Consider the following 18,896-nt stretch of genomic DNA (forward strand, 5'->3'; position numbering starts at 1 on the left):
GGTTGTCTCAATGGCCCGGGGCGCCGGCGGGCTGCAGCCGGATCAGCCGTCCGGCAGCCTCGTCGGTCAAAAGATAGACGCTACCGTCCGGGCCGGTGCGCACGTCACGGATGCGTCCGAAGGCTCCTTGAAACAGGCGTTCCTCCTCTACAGCCCGGCCGTTTTCCAGGCGTACTCGCACCACCATGGCATCCTTGAGTGCGCCCACCAGCATTTGGCCTTGCCAGCGGGGAAAGCGTGTGCCTTGGTAGAACGTGAGCCCCGAAGGCGCGATGGAAGGCACCCACTTGAGTGCGGGCTGCTCCATGCCAGCCTTGGCGGTGCCCTCGCCAATCGGCAGGCCCGCTCCATAGGTGCGGCCGTAAGTGATCACCGGCCAGCCGTAGTTGCGGCCGGGCCGGATCAGGTTGATCTCGTCTCCGCCTTGCGGACCGTGTTCATGGGCCCACAGCGCTCCACTGACCGGGTGGACGGCCAGCCCCTGAATGTTGCGGTGGCCCAAGGTGTATTTTTCTGCCTTCCAGCCGGCCTGGCCTGCCCAAGGATTGTCCGGGGGAAGGGTGCCGTCGGCATTGAGGCGGATCACCGAGCCCGCATGGTCAGCCCGAGTCTGGGCGCGCGCATCATGGCCCCGGTCGCCCAAGCCCAGATAGAGGCGGCCATCAAGCCCGAAAGCCAGGCGACCGCCATAGTGGTGGGTGGTGGCGCTGCGCGGCTGCTGGCGGAAGATCACTCGGCTGTCTACCAGAGCTTGGCCTTCCAGCCGCGCACGGACCACTTCGGTGCTGCTGGCACCGCGTTTGCCCCCGGCATAGCTAAGGTACAACAAGCGGTTGCGCGCAAAATCGGGATGGAGAACGACGTCGAAAAGTCCGCCCTGGCCTTCGGCCACGACCGTGGGCACACCACGGATGGGCGCTGGGTCCAGCCTGCCCTGGGCATCCAGGCGGCGCAGGCGGCCGGCACGCTCCGTCACCAGCATGCTGCCGTCGGGCAGGAAAGCGAGCGACCAGGGGTGATCGAGGCCTTCGGCCACTACAGTGCTTTCGACACGGTACAGCCGGGTTTGCAGGACGGCGGCCCGGGCAGGCAGGGCGACGGTGGCGGCAACAAGCGCCGCAGGCACGAGCAAGGGCAGCATGGTCGGGTCTTCCAGTGGGCAGGTGCGGGTTCGAGCGGAAGGCTGGGCAAACAGTTCATGCAGGGCGCACGCCCCGGAGAGGAGAAGGCAATGCACGCAAGGAAGATGGGAGGCCTGGCAGGGCTGCTGGCGCTGGCGGCAGGCACGACCATGGCGGCCAGCCCGGTCAACGATACGCTGCTGGAAGCGTGCTTGGGAGGGCGCGGCACCACCACCCAAGGCATGGTGGAATGCTATGGCGAAGCCAACGCCCGACAGAACGCGCGGCTGAATGCGGCTTATCGTCAACTGATGGCTGTGCTGCCTGCCAAGCGGCAGCATGCGCTGCGCGCGGTGCAACGGCAGTGGATCGGCTGGCGCGATGCCAGCTGCGGCTTCTACCTCGATCCGGATGGGGGCACCCTCGGTCGGGTGGAGGTGGCGCAGTGCCTGTACCGCACCACGCACGAGCGTGCCGATACCCTACAAGAGTTGCTGGACCAACGGCGATAGCGCCGGGACAGGCGGGAGGGTTGGCCGAAGCCTTCGGCCAACCTTGCAAGTGGTAAGGCTCAGTGCCCAGCGCAGCCGCAGCCACCGCCGTTGCCGCCACAACCGCCGGTGGCTGGAGCAGCAGCCGGGGCGGGCTCGCCCGCTTCGGCCGGCAGCGTGATGGTGAAGTCGATCACGATCTCCTGATCGTCGCGGCGCTGGTAGGCGTAACTGACCTGCGGGCCGTAACGGTCGCGGATCTGCGCCAATAGCGGCAGCGGGTCATGGTCGTTGACAAAACGTAGCGTTTCGCCATCGTACAGCGCCTCCAGTGCGCCGAAGATGGCGGCATGGCGCACCCGCTTGGCAATGCCACGGGCGTCAAAGAGATGGATGGCCGGAGTATTGAGTACGGGCAGTTCCATTAGGCAGGCTCCAGAAGCGGTGAAAGCAGTCAGAGGGCGCGAGTGTGCCCGCGTGGCGGGCAGGCGGCCTTGAGCGCGGATAAGGAAATCCTGTCGGGCTACCTCTTGAAAGCGCTCTAGGACGTACGGGAAAATCCGCTATCGCCGGCGGCAAAGGCGTGCCGGCGGTGTCCACACTGTCCGACCAGCCATGCATGATCTTCCGTTTGTTTCCGGGCAGGCCGATGCATCGTCCTGCCTCGTCTGCGGCGCCTGCTGTGCCGCCTTCCGCGTTTCCTTCTACTGGGCCGAGGCCGACGATGGTGGCGGCACCGTCCCGCACACCCTGACAGAAAGCTTCCATCCCCACCTGCGTTGCATGCGGGGGACCTGGGCGCCGGCACCGCGCTGTGTAGCGTTGCAGGGCGAGGTGGGGCAGGGCGCCCGCTGCAGCATCTACCCCTTGCGTCCGTCGCCCTGCCGGGCCCTGCAGGCCGGGACCGCCGACTGTGCCCGCGCACGCGCCCGACACGGCCTGCCGCCGCTGCTGACTGGCGTGGCTGCCAGGGAAATGACAGCCACGCCCTCCTGATCGGGCACCGGCTGTGCGAATGATCGCCCTCGTTGGCGCAGAGAAACGCCCGTGACGAAAGCCCTGTCCTGTTCTGCCTGAAAAGGGCAGGGCATGGGCAAAGCGGACGCGGCGGGGTAGCATCGCCGTTCGGGCCCGCTCGGGCGTATCTCAGGCTGCCTTCAGGAAAAGCGCCATGTCCCTGCTGTCGTTACGCAATCCGCTCCTCGTCATCGATTCCTACAAGGCTTCGCATTACCTGCAGTACCCGCCTGACGCCGACGGGCTGTTCGCCTATGTGGAGGCGCGCGGGGGAAGTGGGGAGCACGACCGCACGGTATTCTTTGGCCTGCAGGCGCTACTGGGGGAGTACCTTTCCACCCCGATCACAAATGCCATGATCGACGAGGCGGGCGCACTGCTGACAGCGCATGGCGAGCCCTTCAACGAAGCGGGCTGGCGCAAGGTCGTGCGCGAACATGCCGGTCATCTGCCGCTGACGATCCGCGCCGTGCCCGAGGGCAGCGTGGTGCCGGTGCGCAATGCCCTGGTTACGGTGGAGTGTACCGACCCGGACCTCTACTGGCTGGTGACCTACATCGAGACCTGGCTGCTGCGACTGTGGTATCCGGTCACCGTGGCCACCCGTTCGTGGCATCTTCGCGGGCTGATCGCCCGTTATCTGGCCGAGACTGCCGACGATGCCAGTGGCCTGCCGTTCAAGCTGCATGACTTCGGCGCGCGCGGCGTATCCTCCGGCGAGTCGGCCGCGCTCGGCGGCCTGGGACATCTGGTGAACTTCCAGGGCACGGATACGGTGGAAGCCCTGCTGGCCGCCCGCTACTACTACGACACCCCGATGGCCGGATTCTCCATTCCCGCCGCCGAACACTCCACCATGACGGCCTGGGGGCGTGAAAACGAGGAGGCCGCTTACCGGCATATGCTGCAACGCTTCGGCCAACCCGGGGGTATCTTTGCCTGCGTTTCGGACAGCTACGACCTATGGCATGCGCTGGCGCTCTGGGGTGGTCCACTGCGCGAGGCGGTGAAGGCCAGCGGCGCCACGCTGGTGATCCGCCCGGATTCGGGCGACCCGGTCGAGGTGGTCGGTCATGCGTGCAGGGTGCTGGCGGATCATTTCGGCACCACCGTCAACCGCCGGGGTTACCATGTACTCAACACTGTGCGGCTGATCCAGGGCGACGGCATCAGCCCGGCTTCCATCGAGGCCATCCTTGCCCGGCTGAAGGCGGATGGCTTTTCGGCCGACAATATTGCCTTCGGCATGGGCGGGGGTCTGCTGCAGCAGCTTAACCGTGATACCGCGGGCTTTGCGATGAAATGCTCGGCCGTTCGCCGCCAAGAGCGCTGGCACGACATCTACAAGAGTCCGGTGACCGATCCGGGCAAGGCTTCGCGCAAGGGACGGCTGACCACGCTGCACAAGGGCGGTGCATGGCAGACCGTGCGGCTGGAGGAGGCTGCAGCGCTCCAGACCGAGGGCTGGCAAGAGGCGCTGCGCCCGGTCTACGTCCACGGCCGGCTGTGCGTGCGCGACACGCTGGAGGTGATCCGCGCACGTGCTGCCGCAGCTCACGGTGCCTGAAGGCTGCGGACCCATGAAAAAACCGGACGCTTGCGTCCGGTTTTTCGTTGGCTACCCTCGGTCAGGCGGGGCGGTTGTGGAATACGATGTCGCAGGCCAACCCGGTGACCTGCACGCCGTGCCGGGTCTTGAGGTTGACCAACAGCGGATTGCGCACATTGGCCTGCAGCGGCGCCAGCAGCGGATGACCGTCGTTGGCGGGGGCATCGCCCTTGTACACCATCAGCAACACCGCCAGATCGGCAGGGTCTTCAAGGCGCAGCAGCGCGCTTTCGTCTTCGGTCAGCTCGATCTCGTAGCGCAGCCCCAGCTCGGAAGGGGAAACCACGCTGAACAGCACGTCCGGGTGGTCGAGTGACTGCATCCAGTGCACCCGCGGCGACGGGCTTTCGGCATCGTGGAACAGCTTGAAGCGGGTGCAGGCCTCGAAGGCAGGGATGCCGCGCTCGAAGGTCAGGATGGTGGATTCGTCGACTTCGACTTCGCCCAGCAGGCTGGATGTGAACAGCATGGCGCTCTCCTCATTGGACATGCAGCCATTATGCATGAACTCCCGGGAGGCCGGCGGCGGTTATAATCGGCGGCCCCGTCCATCGAATGAGGAGAGCCAGACGTGTTCCTGCTGTTCAACCGGTTGCGCCGCAATCGCAAGGCTGCCCGCACCACACTGATCGTGGCCACACTGCTCTTTCTGGCTGGGTCCGCCGCTTTCTCGCTGGGCGAGGCACGCCCGCTGCCAGCGGTGGCAGGCGTGCTGGCGATGGTGGCCGGGGTGTTCGGCCAGTTTCTGGCGCTGGCGGCATTGATGAAAAGACCATGAGCCGGAAAGGGCATTGAAAAACAGCAGCTTAATGTCGCATTCCTGCCGTTGGGGCAGCTTGACGCTCCCGGCAGGCGCGCGGATAATCGCGCCGCACCATTGAACTGACCGGCTCCGTTGCGACGGAGCCTTTTCGTTTTGCCGTACCCGGAGACTGCGAACATGGATCCTCAGGCATTCGTCCGTCAGCTGGAAACGCTGGCACTGCCTGCCTCCGACTTCGACCACGCTGCCCACCTGATGGCGGCGTGGGCCTACCGCCGCCGCTATCCGGCCCGCGAAGCCGCTGCTCGCTGTGCCCATGCCCTGTCGCGTTTTGCGATGGCACAGGGCGAGGCCCAGAAGTATCACCACACGCTGACGATGGCCCTGCTGGCCATCCTCTACAACCGCATCGACGCCGAGCCGGGGTTGGCCGAAGACTGGCCTGCCTTCCTTTCGGCCAACCCCGACGTAATGGCCGATGCCCGTGCGGTGGTGCGTCGCCATTACAGCGAGAGCCGGCTGGAGGCGGACGATGCCCGGCGCGGCTTCGTGGAACCCGACCTGATGCCGCTGCCCACTGGCTGTCTTCTGCACTGAGGGGTCGCCGGCCCGCCCGGCCCCTCCCAACGGAACAACGATGAAAGCACCCGAACTTCTCCTGCCCGCCGGCAGCCTCGAAAAGATGCGCGCTGCCTACGACTTCGGCGCCGATGCTGTGTATGCCGGCCAGCCGCGCTACTCGCTGCGCGCACGCAACAACGATTTCAAGCTGGAGGAGCTGCGCCAGGGCATTGAGGAGGCGCATGCCCGCGGCAAGCTCTTCTTTGTGGCCAGCAACATTCTTCCGCACAACGCCAAGCTGAAGACCTACTTGGCGGATATGGAGCCGGTGATCGCGATGAAGCCGGATGCGCTGATCATGGCCGACCCCGGCCTGATCATGATGGTGCGCGAGAAGTGGCCCGAGGTGCCCATCCATCTTTCGGTACAGGCCAACACCACCAACTACATGGGGGTGAAGTTCTGGCAGAAGATCGGCGTGTCGCGCATCATCCTCTCGCGTGAGCTGAGCCTGGATGAGATCGCGGAGATCCGCCAGGAATGCCCGGACATGGAGCTGGAGGTGTTTGTGCACGGGGCGCTGTGCATTGCCTATTCGGGCCGTTGCCTGCTTTCGGGCTACTTCAACCACCGCGACCCCAACCAGGGTACCTGTACCAATGCCTGCCGCTGGGACTACAAGGTACACGACACCCAAGGCGACGATGCCGGTGACGTGCAGGTGATCAAGTTCGACTTCGGCCAGGCGCTGGAAGAGGCCAACCAGAACTTTGCCGCCTGTGGCGGGGCCACGCGCCACCCGCTGGCGGACAAGACCTATCTGATCGAGGAAGGCAGCCGGCCAGGCGAGCTGATGCCGATCATGGAGGACGAGCACGGCACCTACATCATGAACTCCAAGGACCTGCGGGCCGTGGAGCAGGTGGAGAAGCTGGTGAAGATCGGCGTGGACTCGCTCAAGATCGAAGGCCGTACCAAGAGCCTGTACTACGTGGCGCGTACCGCCCAGACCTACCGTCGCGCCATCGACGATGCCGTGGCCGGCCGGCCCTTTGACTACGGGCTCCTGGCCGACCTGGAGGGGCTGGCCAACCGTGGTTACACCCCGGGCTTTCTGGAGCGGCACCAGACGCAGGAGTATCAGAACTACCTGACCGGGCATTCGCAGGCACGCCGCAGCCAGTACGTGGGCGAAGTGCTGGAAGTGGGCGCCGACGGCTGGGCGCTGATCGATGTGAAGAACCGCTTTGCCGTGGGCGACCGCATCGAAGTGATCCATCCTTCCGGCAACCGCATCGTCAAGCTGGAGACGATGACGCGCGACGACGTACCGGTCAGCGTGGCGCCCGGCAACGGCGTCAAGGTGAGGATCCCTGATATGGCGGGCATGCAGAAGGCACTGATCGCCCGCCTGCTGGCGGACGAGTGAGCCCTGCGTTCTTCTTTTTTCTTCTTCGGCCAACCTGCACGGTTGGCCGAAGCGTGTCGCGCAAGGAGCGTGCATGCCCTCCCCGACGCACCGGCGGCTGACGCCGATACTCGCAGCGCTTGTCCTGGCTGGCTGCGGCGCCCCCTACCAGCCGTTGCCCGGCCGGCCGCACCACGGCCCCGAAGGCTACCGCAATCTCTACGACACCGGGCATCCCGAACGCTTCGCTTTCCTGCGCTGGCAGTGGCAGCGCCACACTGGGCCGGTTCCCGTCCATCATCCCGAACGCATCCCCCGCGTTAGCGCCGACTTGGCCGCCATCCATGCGCCGCACGGTCCTGATGCGCTCACCTGGATTGGGCACGCCAGCATGCTGCTGCGGCTGGATGACCGCCAACTCCTCATCGACCCGGTGTTCTCAACGCGGGCCTCGCCCGTTTCTTGGGCCGGGCCGGAGCGACAGGTGCCCCTGCCGCTTGCCACGGCCGAATTGCCCCACATCGATGGCGTGCTGATCTCGCACAACCATTACGACCATCTGGACCGCGCCACCATCAAGGCGCTCGTCCGCCAGCCAGGCGGGGCGCCAGCCTTCGTGGTGCCGCTGGGCTTGCGGGCTTGGCTGGTGGAGGCCGGCGTGCCGGCCGAGCGCGTGCAGGAGATTGATTGGTGGGAGCGCACCAGCCTGGCCGGTCTGTCGGTGACGGCCACCCCGGCGCAGCACTGGAGCAAGCGCAGCCTGTGGGGTGATACCAACCGTACCCTCTGGGCAGGCTTTGCAATACGCGGTAGCCGGCACAGCCTGTGGTACTCCGGTGACACCGGCTATGCAGCCGGCCTGTTTGCCGACATCGGCCGGCGCATCGGTGTGGTGGATATGGCACTGATCCCGGTGGGGGCGTATGCGCCGCGCTGGTTCATGAAGGCACAGCACGTCAATCCCGACGAGGCCGTGCGCATCTTCCGCGAGGTGGGCGCACGCCGTGCCATCGGGGTGCACTGGGGCACCTTTCTTCTCACCGACGAGCCGATCGAGCAGCCGATGGCCGACCTAGCGGCCGCCCGGCACGTGCACGGAGTCAGCGTGGCCGACTTTTCACTGATGGCCATTGGCGAAACCCGTCCGCTGCCCTGATTCTGCCCATAGCGTCTCAAAGCCCGGCTGGCGCGCATTGCCCCTGCTGCCGGCCCGGGCGTACAATCGAAGCCATCGACATTTTCGGAAGCGAAGCGCATGCGTTTCGCTTCCGCGTACCATTTCCGGGGTTCCTATGACGATTCTTCAACTGATCAACCAGCGGGTACAGGCGGCATTGGCCGCCGCCGGGGCGCCTGATGCCCAGCCCATCGTGCAGCCCGCCTCCAAGCCCGAGTTCGGCGATTACCAGGCCAACGGCGTGATGGCCGCCGCCAAGGCGCTCAAGACCAACCCGCGCGAACTGGCCCAGAAGGTCGTGGCAGCGCTGGATCTGGAAGGGATCGCCGACAAGGTGGAAATCGCCGGCCCCGGCTTCATCAATATTCATCTCTCCCCGGCCTACCTCGCCGAGCGCAGCAGCCGCGCGCTGGCGGACGAGCGCCTGGCCATTGCACCGGTGCAGCGTCAGAAGGTGATGGTCGAGTACTCTTCGCCCAACCTGGCCAAGGAAATGCACGTGGGGCACCTGCGCTCCACCATCATCGGCGATGCCATGGCCCGCGTGTTGGAGTTTCTGGGGCACGATGTGGTGCGTGCCAACCACGTGGGCGACTGGGGTACCCAGTTCGGCATGCTGGTGGCCTACCTCGTTGAAACCCGACATGCCGGCGACGAGGACCTGGCCCTCAACGATCTGGAGACCTTCTATCGCAATGCCAAGGTCCGCTTCGACGAGGATGAAGCCTTTGCCGACACCGCACGCAACTATGTGGTGCGTCTGCAGGGCGGTGACCCGGAGGTGCTCAAGCTGTGGGAACAGTTCGTCGATGTCTCGCTCAAGCATTGCGAGGCCGTGTACCGCAAGCTCAACGTCGGCCTGAAGCGCGAGCATGTGCGCGGCGAGTCGGCCTATAACGATGATCTGCCGGTGATCGTGAAAGAGCTGCGCGAGGCGGGCCTGCTGACCGAGGACGACGGGGCGCAGGTGGTGTTCCTGGAGGAGTTCCGCACTCAGGAAGACAAGCCGATGGGCGTTATCATCCAGAAAAAGGATGGTGGCTACCTGTACACCACCACCGACCTCGGCGCGGTACGCTATCGGCACAAGGTGCTGCATCTGGACCGCGTGATCTACGTGGTCGACGCACGCCAGAGCCAGCATTTTGCGCAGATGTTCACCATCTGCCGCAAGGCGGGCTTTGCTCCCGCGGGCATGTCGCTGGAGCACGTGGGCTTCGGCGTGATGATGGGCGACGACGGCAAGCCGTTCAAGACCCGTTCTGGTGGTACGGTGAAGCTGATCGAGCTTTTGGAAGAGGCCGAGGAGCGCGCCTACCAACTCGTGAGCGAGAAGAACCCAGAGCTGGGCGAGGAAGAGAAAAAGCACATCGCGCGCGTGGTGGGGATTGGCGCCGTGAAGTACGCCGACCTCTCCAAGAACCGCATGAGCGACTACATCTTCAACTGGGATACGATGCTTGCCTTCGAAGGCAACACCGCCCCGTACCTGCAGTACGCCTATACTCGGGTGCAGAGCGTGTTCCGCAAGGCGGAAGGCTACGATGCCGCTGCGCCGGTGGTGATCACCGAGCCGGCTGAGAAGCAGCTGGCGGTGGCGCTGGCACAGTTCGAGGATACTCTGCTGGCTGTGTCTGACGGTTGCTACCCGCACTATCTGAGCCAGTACCTTTACCACTTGGCCACGTTGTTCTCGCGCTTCTATGAGGCGTGCCCGATCCTCAAGAGTGAGGGCGCGGTACGGGCCAGCCGACTGCAGCTGGCTGCCTTGACCGCCAAGACCCTGCGTACCGGTCTGGGCCTGCTGGGCATCGAGGTGCTGGACACCATGTAAGCCTTGCCGATGTCCTTGCCGAGTCATCAGGCAAGGTTGGCCGAAGCCGCACAGCCCGCTCGCACACCTGCCGGCGGGCTGTGCTTTTTGGGACACCCCCAACGCCAAAGGCCTCCGGGCACGCGCCTTGCAAGACAGCACAATCCGGTTCTTGCGGCGGTTGTGCATGCATGCTCATTACAATTACTGGCTGGTGCTCGCTTCGCTGGCCGTAGCCATCCTTTCCTCCTGGTCTGCCTTCGATCTCGGTTCGCGCGTCCATACCGCCCAGCCACGTCACGCCCGTTACTGGCTTGTGGGCAGTGCGGCGGTGCTCGGCATGGGATTGTGGTCGGTCCATTTCCTGGGAATGCTGGCGATGCGTTGGAAGCCCGATGCCGGTTATGCCATTGCGCCCACTCTCGGCTCGTTGGCGGTGGTGATCGTTGCCGCCTCGGGGGCCTTGTGGCTGGCCAGCCGCATCCGCAGTTGGCCCAGCTGGGCCGCCGCCGGTGTACTGGTGGGCACCGGCACGACAGTGATGCACCTGATCGGGATGACGACCCGTCCGCTGGCCGGAGCGCCGGTCTTTCTGTGGGGTGGGCAGGTGCTGGCCTGGGCACTGGGCGCCCTGTGCGCAGCCGTGGCTTTTCCCCTTGCCTTTCACCGACCGCCCCTGATGCGTTGGCACAGGCCGATTGCTGCACTCCTCATGACGGCTTCCGTCGTCTCCATCCATTTCATCGGCCTGAGCTATACCCATCTGCCTGCCCCCTTGGCAGGGGGGCCGCACACCGGGCTGCCTGCCACTTGGCTTGCGTTAACCATCGCCACCAATACCGCGCTGGTGCTCTTCACGGCCATCGTGCTCTCGCGTCTCGATCGTCGGCATCAGCACGAGCAGACCTCGCTTGAAGCACGCACCCGGCAACTGCACGAGCTGGTGCTGCGCGATCCGCTGACCGGGCTGGGCAACCGCCGGGCGCTGGAGGAAGCGTTGGCCGAACGCTGTGCCGACCGACAGGTGCGGCGCTTTGCGCTGATCTTTGTCGATCTGGACGGTTTCAAGGCGGTCAATGACACCCATGGCCATGATGCGGGCGACGAACTGTTGCGCCTGGTCGCATGGCGGCTGGCGCACAACCTGCGTGATGGGGACGCGGTGATGCGGCTTGCCGGTGACGAATTCGTGGTGCTGGTGGAAGGTGCGAGCGAGCGCGAACAGGTCGTTAGCGTGGGCGAGCACCTCTTGCGGGCGCTGGCAGCGCCCTACCAGTTGGTGAGCGCCCGGGTGCGGCTTTCGGCCAGCATGGGCGCTGCCTTCTATCCGGCGGACGGCCAGACGGCTGCGGCGCTGATGGAGGCAGCCGATCAGGCGATGTATGCGGTGAAAAAGCAGGGGCGCAATGGTCTGCACTTTCACAATCCCCACCACAATGCCCCGGCCGCCATCAATGAGGAGGAAAGCCACCGCCTGCAGACTGTAGTGGAAGGCTGCCCGGCCAACTGGCGGGTGAAGGCCATGGTGGCCGCCAATGGCGAGGGTGTGCGCGGCGTGATGGTGCGCGCGGCAGAGGGCGAGCCGTGGGATTTCGGGGACAGTGCGCTACGTGGTCGCCTGCTGCGCCTGTTCGATGCGCTTACTGACGAGCCGATGATCGTGCTTGATCCGGGGGCGGCCGCCTGGCCTTGCCCGACGGCGCAGGATTTTCTGGGGCGTGCGGCCGAACGCCTGGCTGAAGGGGGCGTGCAGCTGATCCTGGCGCTGCCGGAAGGGGCGCTGGCCGAACGTCCCGCCCTAGCTGAGGATCTTGCACGACTGCATGGGGCTGGTGTCAGCTACGGACTTCTGGATCTCGCTCAGGGCAGGCTGAACTGGGCGGTGCTGGCCGCTTGCCCGCCCGCCGTGGTGATCCTGCCCGATGTGCGTGCTGAAGAAGCCAGCCTGCGCTACCGGCGTATGGTGGCCCAAGGCGCTGAAGGACTGGGGGCCTTGCGCCTGGCGCGTCTGCAGGTGGCGGCCGAGCTGCCCGCTTGGCGTGCGCGCGAGGGAGTGGACTGTTTCCTGGTCACGCTCGCTGCGGAGGCAGGCGCCATCCGTGGGCCTGCCCGGCCCGGCAGCGCTTCAACCGGCTCGCCGCCCCTTATGCAAATGCACTGAAAAGTGCGTTTTTCCCGAGGCGCTCTTGACGGTGGTCAAGTTTATTGTTCCATTGGTACAAGCACTTAGGGCGCAGTAAGATGGTTGACAAGGCCGGTTTTTTCCGCTGTAGCCACCACCGTCGGCACTGGGCTTTTTTGCCTCTTTTTTGGACATTTCAACCAAGTAGCTCACGCCACAACGGTTTTTTGATTTGTCCCTTCCTTATCCACAAGCTTATCCCCAGCCGCTGTGGATAGCCCCGCGCACGAAGGGGCGACCCGGCATCAGCCCGCCTGTGTGTCAAGCGCTTCGAGGGCTTCGTGCACCTCCAGCCAGGCTTCCTCCACCTCTTCCAGACGCCGCGCCACCTCACCCTGACGCCGCACCTTCTCTGCCAGCAGGGTGCGGTCCTTTTCCTGATAGGCGGCTTCGGACGCAAGGTAACTGTCGAGCCCGGCTTTTTCTTCTGACAGGCTTTCCAGCTCCTTTTCCAGCCGACTCAGACGAGCCTGCAATGGCTTGCGCTGTTGCGACAGTCGTTGCCGTGCTTCGGCCTCCTGGCGTTTCTGTTCTTTGCGGCTCAGGCCGGAGGAATCTTCGGAGGAAGGACGGGAAGCTTCGGCCAACCGCTCCAGGCGCCACGTCCGGTAGCTTTCCAGATCGCCATCGAAAGGGGTGACCCGGCCGCCGCTGACCAGCCAGAAGCTGTCCGTGGTGGCTTCCAGCAGTGCGCGGTCGTGCGAGACCACCACCAGCGCGCCCGGAAAGTCCTGCAGGGCCAGCGTCAGTGCATGGCGCATCTCCAGGTCGAGGTGGTTGGTGGGTTCGTCCAAGAGCAGCAGGTTGGGGCGTTGCCACACGATCAAGGCGAGGGCCAGCCGGGCTTTCTCCCCGCCCGACATCGGGCCCACCGGGTCGGTGGCCGCATCTCCCCGGAAGTTGAAGCCGCCAAGGAAGGTGCGCAGTGTCTGCTCGCGGGTATCCGGGGCCAGCCGCTGTAGATGCAGGAGCGGTGAATCGGCCGGCCGCAGGGTCTCCAGTGTGTGCTGCGCGAAGTAGCCGATGCGCAGCATGGGCGAGGCTACCAGCTCGCCTCGCAGCGGAGCGAGTTCGGCCGCCAGCAGCTTCACCAGCGTCGATTTGCCGGCACCGTTCACCCCCAGAAGCCCAATGCGGCTGCCGGCCTCTACCGATAGGCTGATGTCTTCCAGAATGGGGTGCTCTGCATAGCCGATGGCCACCCCTTCCAACCGCAGTAGCGGGTTGGGCAGGCTGTCGGGCGCGGAAAACTGGAAATCGAACGGCGAGTTGACGTGCGCAGGGGCGATACGCTCCAGTCGTTCCAGCGCCTTTACCCGGCTTTGCGCCTGCTTGGCCTTGGTGGCCTTGGCCTTGAAACGGGTGATGAAGGATTCCAGATGAGCGATCTGCCGCTGCTGCTTTTCGTAATCGCCCTGCTGCCGGGCCAGCCGCTCGGCACGCTGTACCTCGAACTGGCTGTAATTGCCGGTGTAGAGCGTCAGCGACTGCTGTGCCACTTCCACGATATGGCTGGTGATGCTGTCCAGAAAATCGCGGTCGTGTGAAATGATCAGGAGGGTGCCGGCATAAGCCTTGAGCCAGTCTTCCAGCCACAGCACTGTCTCCAGGTCCAGGTGGTTGGTGGGCTCGTCCAGCAAGAGCAGATCGGAGCGGCACATCAGCGCCTGGGCCAGGTTCAGGCGCATGCGCCAGCCGCCGGAGAAGGCGCGCACCGGCCGCTGGTGGCTGTCGGGCGAGAAGCCCAGCCCGGTAAGCAGTGTAGCCGCGCGCGCCGGGGCGGAGTAGGCGTCAATGCGGGCCAGCTCGCCATGGACGAGCCCGATGGCGGCGCCATCGTTGGCGGCCTCCGCCTCACGGAGCTGGGTTTCGAGGTGCCGCAGCTCGGCATCGCCGTCGAGCACGTAGTCAAGCGCGCTGCGGTCGAGGGCAGGGGTTTCCTGTGCAACGTGGGCAATCGTCCAGTTGGGCGGCAACAGCACGTCGCCGGCATCGGCGGAGAGACGCCCCATCAGCAGGGCGAACAGGCTGGACTTGCCGGCACCGTTGGCACCGACCACCCCGACCTTGTAGCCGGGATTGAGGACAAGGTTGGCCGAAACGATCAGTTCCTTGAGGCCGCGGCGCAGTGAGAGGTTCTTGAGTTGGATCATGTAAGGATGCGGCAGCGGCGGGCCAGGCCCGCCTGGGTTCGGGAAGGGACTAGCGCTTCAGGGGCGGGGCAGGGTGGTGAGGTCCCAGCGGGGAGCCACGCCGAAGCTGCCGGCCGGGCTGCGTTGCGACAGGCGCATGGCTCCGGCGTAGGCGATCATGGCGCCGTTGTCCGTGCACAGCGACAGCGGCGGATAGAACACTTCCAGCCCCCGGCGCGCAGCGGCGGTGTCCAGCCCTGCGCGTAATTGCTTGTTGGCACCGACCCCCCCTGCCACCACCAGCCGCTTCATGCCGGTCTGGCGCAGCGCCTTGAGGCTCTTGGTGACCAACACCTCGACGATGGCTTCCTGAAAGGCGCGGCAGATGTCCTTGCGGGTGGTCTCGTCGATTTCGCCCAAGGTGGCCTGGGTCTGGGTGACCAGGGTCAGCACCGCTGTCTTCAGCCCGGAAAAGCTCATGTCCAGGCTGTCCGCATGCAACATCGGCCTGGGCAGGGTAAAGCGCTGAGGGTCGCCTTCCTCCGCCAGACGCGACAGCATCGGCCCGCCCGGATAGGGCAGGCCCAGCAGCTTGGCGGTCTTGTCAAAGGCTTCTCCCGCCGCGTCATCCAGGGTCTCGCCCAAGATCTCGTACTGGCCGATGCCGTGCACTGCCATCAGTTGGGTATGCCCGCCCGACACCAGCAAGGCCACGAAGGGAAAGTCCGGTTTCGGGTCAGCCAGCAGCGGCGAGAGCAGATGGCCCTCGAGGTGATGCACGCCCACCACCGGGATACCAAGCCCAAAGGCCAAGGCATTGGCCACGCTGGCGCCCACCAGCAGCGCACCGCCAAGACCCGGGCCACGGGTATAGGCCACGGCGTCTAGATCTTTCAACGTGCGGCCCGCTTCGGCCAGGCAGGCCTCCATCAGCGGGATCGCCCGCCGGATATGGTCGCGGCTGGCCAGTTCCGGCACCACGCCGCCGTATCGGGCGTGCATGGCCATCTGGGTGTGCAGCTGATGGGCCAGAAGGCCCGCTTCGGTGTCATACAGCGCCACCCCCGTTTCGTCACAAGACGTTTCAATCCCCAGTACTAGCATCGGTCGCATTTATAACAGGTCAGTCTTTTCATTTTACCGGCGAATCTTTGATCGCCCAAATCGCAGGTGTTAGGCTCGGACCGGTCAATCTACAGGAGAACGCGATGCAGGCAAGGCTGAAATGGGTGGACGGCGTGTGCTTTCTGGGTGAAACGGGGAGCGGACATGCGGTGGTGATGGATGGCGCACCGGAGGGCGGGGGTCGCAACCTGGGGCCGCGGCCGATGGAGCTGGTGCTGCTCGGCACGGCAGGTTGCACCAGCTACGACGTAATCACCATCCTGCGCAAGGCGCGCCAGGACGTCCGCGACTGCTGGGTGGAGATTGAGGCGGAGCGCGCCGACACCGACCCCAAGGTTTTTACCCGCATCCATTTTCATTTCGTGGTGATCGGGCGTGGCCTGAAGGCTGAGGCGGTCGAGCGGGCCATCCACCTGTCGGCGGAGAAGTACTGCTCCGCCTCGATCATGCTGGCCAAGACTGCCATCATCACCCACGACTATACCCTGCGTGAGGACGACTAGGCTTCGGCCAACCCTGTACCGCCACGCCACCTTGCCGGTGGCGTTTTTGTTTGCCGCCGCGAGCGGCAGCTTTTGCCGTCAAGTTCCGTGAGAGCTGCGCAAATCCTGCTCGTACGCCGCGTGCCGGGCAGAATCAAGCTGGCATGGTTCGTGCTTTATAGGGCGCCACAGGAGGCCGTCCATGCTTGACAAGATTGCAAAACAGTTCGATTTCCAGCAGCGTGCGCTCAACCTGCGCGCCTACCGGGCCGAGGTGATCGCCAGCAACGTCGCCAACGCCGACACGCCTTACTACAAGGCGATGGACTTCGACTTCAAGCAAGCCCTCAAGTCCGCCGACGAGGCCAGCCGCAAGCTGGGGCTCGACACCACCGACCCGCGCCACATCGCGATGAGCGAGGGCGACAGCCACCGGCTTGGGGCGCAGCTGATGTACCGCTCGCAGGTGCAGCCCAGCCTCGACGGCAACACGGTGGACATGGACGTGGAACGGGCCGCCTTTACCGAGAATGCCCTGCAGTACCAGACCACGCTGACGTTTCTCAACCGGCGTATCAGCAGCCTGAACGACGCCATCCGCGGAGGCCAGTAAACCATGTCGCTCAACAGTGTCTTCACGATTGCCGGTTCGGCGCTTACCGCCCAGTCGATGCGGCTGAACGTGGTGGCTTCGAACATCGCCAACGCCGAGAGCGCCACCAGTTCCAATGCGCAGCCCTATCGCGGCCGCCACGTGGTGTTTACCGCCATCCCGGTCAGTACCGCCCAGCCCCAGGTGGCCGGCGTGCGGGTGACGTCTATCGTCGAGGATACGTCGCCGCCCAAGCTCAAGTACGACCCTGGTCACCCACTGGCCGACGAGCGCGGCTACGTGAACATGCCCAACGTCAATCCTGTGGAAGAAATGGCCGACATGATTTCCTCGGCGCGCTCCTACCAGACCAACGTGGAAATGATGAACACCGCCAAGATGCTGCTGCAACGCACGCTGCAGCTGGGCCAGTAAGCACGAGGTAAACCATGGCAACGATCGACAGCACCACCCTCAACCGTATCAACGGCACCAGCGGTAGCGGCACTTCCGGCACCACCACCGGCAATTCGTCCGAGGCGATCCAGAACCGCTTTCTCAAGCTCCTGACCACGCAGCTGCAGGCGCAGGATCCACTCAACCCGATGGACAACTCGCAGATGACGGCGCAGATGGCCCAGATCAGTACGGTCTCGGGGCTGGAAAAGCTCAACAGCGCCATGGAGATGCTCACGCAGTCGCAGCAGGCGGCCATGTCGCTGGCTTCGGCCAGCCTGATCGGCCGCCAAGTGCTGACCGAAGGCAGCGGCCTGAAGCTGGAGAACGGACAGGCCAAGGGCGCGGTCTATCTGGGCAGCAGCGCCGACCAGGTGAAGATCAGCGTGTTCAATGCCGAAGGCGCCGAGGTGGACAACTTCGTGATCAATAACGCCGCGTCCGGTACCACCTACTTCAACTGGGATGGCACCAGTCTCGACAACAAGCAGCTTGCGGATGGCAAGTACACCTTCCGCGTGGAAGCCTCCAGTAACGGCAGCAAGCTGACCGACGTGGCAGCAATGAATTACCAGAAGGTGAATGGTCTGAGCTTCAACGGTGGCGCCACCTACCTCAACCTGGCCGACGGCTCGCGCCTGGCGCTGGGCCAGGTGGCGGAAGTGGCCTGACAGACTCACGGTTAAAGGATACGAACAATGGGTTTCCAACAAGGTTTGAGTGGTCTGGCCGCTGCCTCCAAGCAGCTTGACGTGGTCGGCAACAACGTTGCCAACGCCAACACCGTGGGCTTCAAGGGTTCGCGCGCCGAGTTTGCCGACCTTTACGCCGCCAGCCTGTACGGTGTCTCATCGGCACAGGCGGGGATCGGTACCAAGACATCTGCCGTGGCACAGCAGTTCACTCAGGGCAACATCACCAACACCGGCAACCCGCTGGACATGGCAGTGTTCGGCAACGGTTTTTTCACCGTGCAGCGTCCTGGCACCAACGAACTGGTCTACACCCGTAACGGCCAGTTCAAGCTCGACAATCAGGGCTTTATCGTCAACAACGGCTATCAGCTCACCGGCTATACGCCGGATGCGCCGGGGGTGATCAAGCCGCTTCAGGTGGATGCCGGCAGCATCGGCGCCAAGGCAACCACCGCCATCAAGCTGGCCACCAACGTCACCGCCACCGCCACCGTGCCCACAGTGGCCTTTCCGGGGGCGGTTGCCACCGCGCCGGATCCCAAGTCGTACAACCACTCCACTTCGGTGACGGTGTACGACAGCCTGGGTACTTCGCATCTGGTGACGATGTACTACGTCAAGACCACCAATCCTGGCGAGTGGCAGGTCTATACCCGTTTCGACAGCAACACCATGGCGGCGGCCACGCCCACCACGCTGACCTTCGACGCCAATGGCCGGCTGGCCGGTCCGGTGGCGCCCATTGCCATCAACGTCGGCACCCTCCCAAACGGTGCCGCGATCGGCCCGGACGCCGACCTGGATGGCTATCCCGATAACACCCTGACCGTGGATGTCAATGGCACCACCCAGTTCGCCAGCGCCTTTGCGGTGAACAACCTGGTTACCGACGGCTACACCGATGGCGTGCTGACCGGGCTGGTCACCACCAAGGAAGGCAAGGTGCAGGCCAAGTTCTCCAACGGGCAGGTGAAGGATGTCGGCCAGATCGTGCTGACCAACTTCCGCAACCCGCAGGGGCTGGCCCCGCAGGGGGACAATATCTGGACCTCCACGCCCGAAGCGGGTGACGCCCAGGTGAACACACCGGGGGCCGGGGCCGTGGGCGTGATCCAGTCCGCCGCGGTAGAGGATTCCAACATCGACCTCACCACCGAACTGGTGAACATGATTACGGCGCAGCGCTTCTATCAGGCGAACGCCCAGACCATCAAGACGCAGGATCAGATTCTGCAGACCCTGATCAACCTGCGTTAACGACTGCTGAGGCCG

The 18,896-nt window shown here is 64.7% G+C and carries 19 protein-coding genes; 14 read left to right on the top strand and 5 right to left on the bottom strand.

Going from position 1 to position 18,896, the window contains the following annotated elements; genetic code table 11:
* Positions 1-7: 7 nt before the first annotated feature.
* Positions 8-1,141, bottom strand: coding sequence for a PQQ-dependent sugar dehydrogenase (locus EV669_RS11650; protein WP_318271446.1), 1,134 nt, complete (start codon positions 1,139-1,141; stop codon positions 8-10).
* A gap of 90 nt (positions 1,142-1,231) precedes the next feature.
* Between EV669_RS11650 and EV669_RS11655 the strand changes: the two genes are divergently transcribed.
* Entirely contained in the window at positions 1,232-1,633 is a 402-nt protein-coding gene (locus tag EV669_RS11655) for a lysozyme inhibitor LprI family protein (protein ID WP_165922747.1), read from the top strand.
* A 59-nt stretch (positions 1,634-1,692) separates the two neighbouring features.
* On the opposite strand, the gene EV669_RS11660 is transcribed toward EV669_RS11655, so the two are convergent.
* Positions 1,693-2,037, bottom strand: coding sequence for a DUF2249 domain-containing protein (locus EV669_RS11660; protein WP_054285350.1), 345 nt, complete (start codon positions 2,035-2,037; stop codon positions 1,693-1,695).
* A gap of 190 nt (positions 2,038-2,227) precedes the next feature.
* On the opposite strand from EV669_RS11660, the gene EV669_RS11665 reads away from it, so the two are divergent.
* Complete coding sequence (locus EV669_RS11665; protein WP_054285349.1) at positions 2,228-2,608, top strand: YkgJ family cysteine cluster protein; 381 nt, start codon at positions 2,228-2,230, stop codon at positions 2,606-2,608.
* Between the two features lie 175 nt (positions 2,609-2,783).
* Complete coding sequence (locus EV669_RS11670; RefSeq protein WP_132098773.1) at positions 2,784-4,196, top strand: nicotinate phosphoribosyltransferase; 1,413 nt, start codon at positions 2,784-2,786, stop codon at positions 4,194-4,196.
* 61 nt (positions 4,197-4,257) lie between these two features.
* Here EV669_RS11670 and fliW read toward each other — a convergent pair whose 3' ends face one another.
* The gene (gene fliW, locus EV669_RS11675; RefSeq protein ID WP_054285399.1) at positions 4,258-4,707 is read right to left on the bottom strand and encodes a flagellar assembly protein FliW; all 450 of its coding nucleotides are present in this window, start codon (positions 4,705-4,707) and stop codon (positions 4,258-4,260) included.
* A gap of 102 nt (positions 4,708-4,809) precedes the next feature.
* On the opposite strand from fliW, the gene EV669_RS11680 reads away from it, so the two are divergent.
* The 6 genes from EV669_RS11680 to EV669_RS11705 all read left to right on the top strand — a co-directional run bounded on the left by EV669_RS11680 (position 4,810) and on the right by EV669_RS11705 (position 12,121).
* Positions 4,810-5,016: a hypothetical protein gene (locus tag EV669_RS11680; RefSeq protein WP_054285347.1), complete on the top strand. Its 207-nt coding sequence runs from the start codon at positions 4,810-4,812 to the stop codon at positions 5,014-5,016.
* A 162-nt stretch (positions 5,017-5,178) separates the two neighbouring features.
* On the top strand, positions 5,179-5,598 hold the full coding sequence (locus tag EV669_RS11685; protein WP_054285346.1) for a hypothetical protein: 420 nt from the start codon (positions 5,179-5,181) through the stop codon (positions 5,596-5,598).
* A gap of 40 nt (positions 5,599-5,638) precedes the next feature.
* Complete coding sequence (trhP, locus tag EV669_RS11690; protein WP_132098774.1) at positions 5,639-6,991, top strand: prephenate-dependent tRNA uridine(34) hydroxylase TrhP; 1,353 nt, start codon at positions 5,639-5,641, stop codon at positions 6,989-6,991.
* Positions 6,992-7,064: 73 nt separating this feature from the next.
* On the top strand, positions 7,065-8,126 hold the full coding sequence (locus tag EV669_RS11695; protein ID WP_132098775.1) for an MBL fold metallo-hydrolase: 1,062 nt from the start codon (positions 7,065-7,067) through the stop codon (positions 8,124-8,126).
* A gap of 136 nt (positions 8,127-8,262) precedes the next feature.
* The gene (gene argS / locus EV669_RS11700; protein ID WP_054285343.1) at positions 8,263-9,981 is read left to right on the top strand and encodes an arginine--tRNA ligase; all 1,719 of its coding nucleotides are present in this window, start codon (positions 8,263-8,265) and stop codon (positions 9,979-9,981) included.
* Positions 9,982-10,147: 166 nt separating this feature from the next.
* A complete protein-coding gene (locus EV669_RS11705) occupies positions 10,148-12,121 on the top strand; it encodes a diguanylate cyclase domain-containing protein (RefSeq protein WP_132098776.1) in 1,974 nt (657 codons plus the stop codon).
* Positions 12,122-12,387: 266 nt separating this feature from the next.
* Here EV669_RS11705 and EV669_RS11710 read toward each other — a convergent pair whose 3' ends face one another.
* On the bottom strand, positions 12,388-14,295 hold the full coding sequence (locus EV669_RS11710) for an ATP-binding cassette domain-containing protein (protein WP_132098777.1): 1,908 nt from the start codon (positions 14,293-14,295) through the stop codon (positions 12,388-12,390).
* A gap of 57 nt (positions 14,296-14,352) precedes the next feature.
* Positions 14,353-15,378 carry a tRNA (adenosine(37)-N6)-threonylcarbamoyltransferase complex transferase subunit TsaD gene (tsaD, locus tag EV669_RS11715; RefSeq protein ID WP_132098810.1) on the bottom strand — a complete coding sequence of 342 codons (1,026 nt, stop codon included), beginning with the start codon at positions 15,376-15,378 and terminating at the stop codon, positions 14,353-14,355.
* Positions 15,379-15,482: 104 nt separating this feature from the next.
* Here tsaD and EV669_RS11720 point away from each other — a divergent pair, with 104 nt between their 5' ends.
* The 5 genes from EV669_RS11720 (at position 15,483) to flgE (ending at position 18,881) form a co-directional block, all read left to right on the top strand.
* Positions 15,483-15,902, top strand: a complete 420-nt coding sequence (locus EV669_RS11720; protein ID WP_132098778.1) for an OsmC family protein — start codon at positions 15,483-15,485, stop codon at positions 15,900-15,902.
* 181 nt (positions 15,903-16,083) lie between these two features.
* Positions 16,084-16,494 carry a flagellar basal body rod protein FlgB gene (gene flgB / locus EV669_RS11725; RefSeq protein ID WP_054285338.1) on the top strand — a complete coding sequence of 137 codons (411 nt, stop codon included), beginning with the start codon at positions 16,084-16,086 and terminating at the stop codon, positions 16,492-16,494.
* Between the two features lie 3 nt (positions 16,495-16,497).
* Positions 16,498-16,908: a flagellar basal body rod protein FlgC gene (gene flgC, locus EV669_RS11730; RefSeq protein WP_054285337.1), complete on the top strand. Its 411-nt coding sequence runs from the start codon at positions 16,498-16,500 to the stop codon at positions 16,906-16,908.
* Positions 16,909-16,922: 14 nt separating this feature from the next.
* Complete coding sequence (locus EV669_RS11735; RefSeq protein WP_054285336.1) at positions 16,923-17,600, top strand: flagellar hook assembly protein FlgD; 678 nt, start codon at positions 16,923-16,925, stop codon at positions 17,598-17,600.
* A 27-nt stretch (positions 17,601-17,627) separates the two neighbouring features.
* Positions 17,628-18,881: a flagellar hook protein FlgE gene (flgE, locus tag EV669_RS11740; RefSeq protein WP_054285335.1), complete on the top strand. Its 1,254-nt coding sequence runs from the start codon at positions 17,628-17,630 to the stop codon at positions 18,879-18,881.
* Positions 18,882-18,896: the final 15 nt, after the last annotated feature.

The organism is Gulbenkiania mobilis, from assembly GCA_004346645.1.
In the GTDB taxonomy this organism is placed as follows: Bacteria; Pseudomonadota; Gammaproteobacteria; order Burkholderiales; family Chromobacteriaceae; genus Gulbenkiania; species Gulbenkiania mobilis.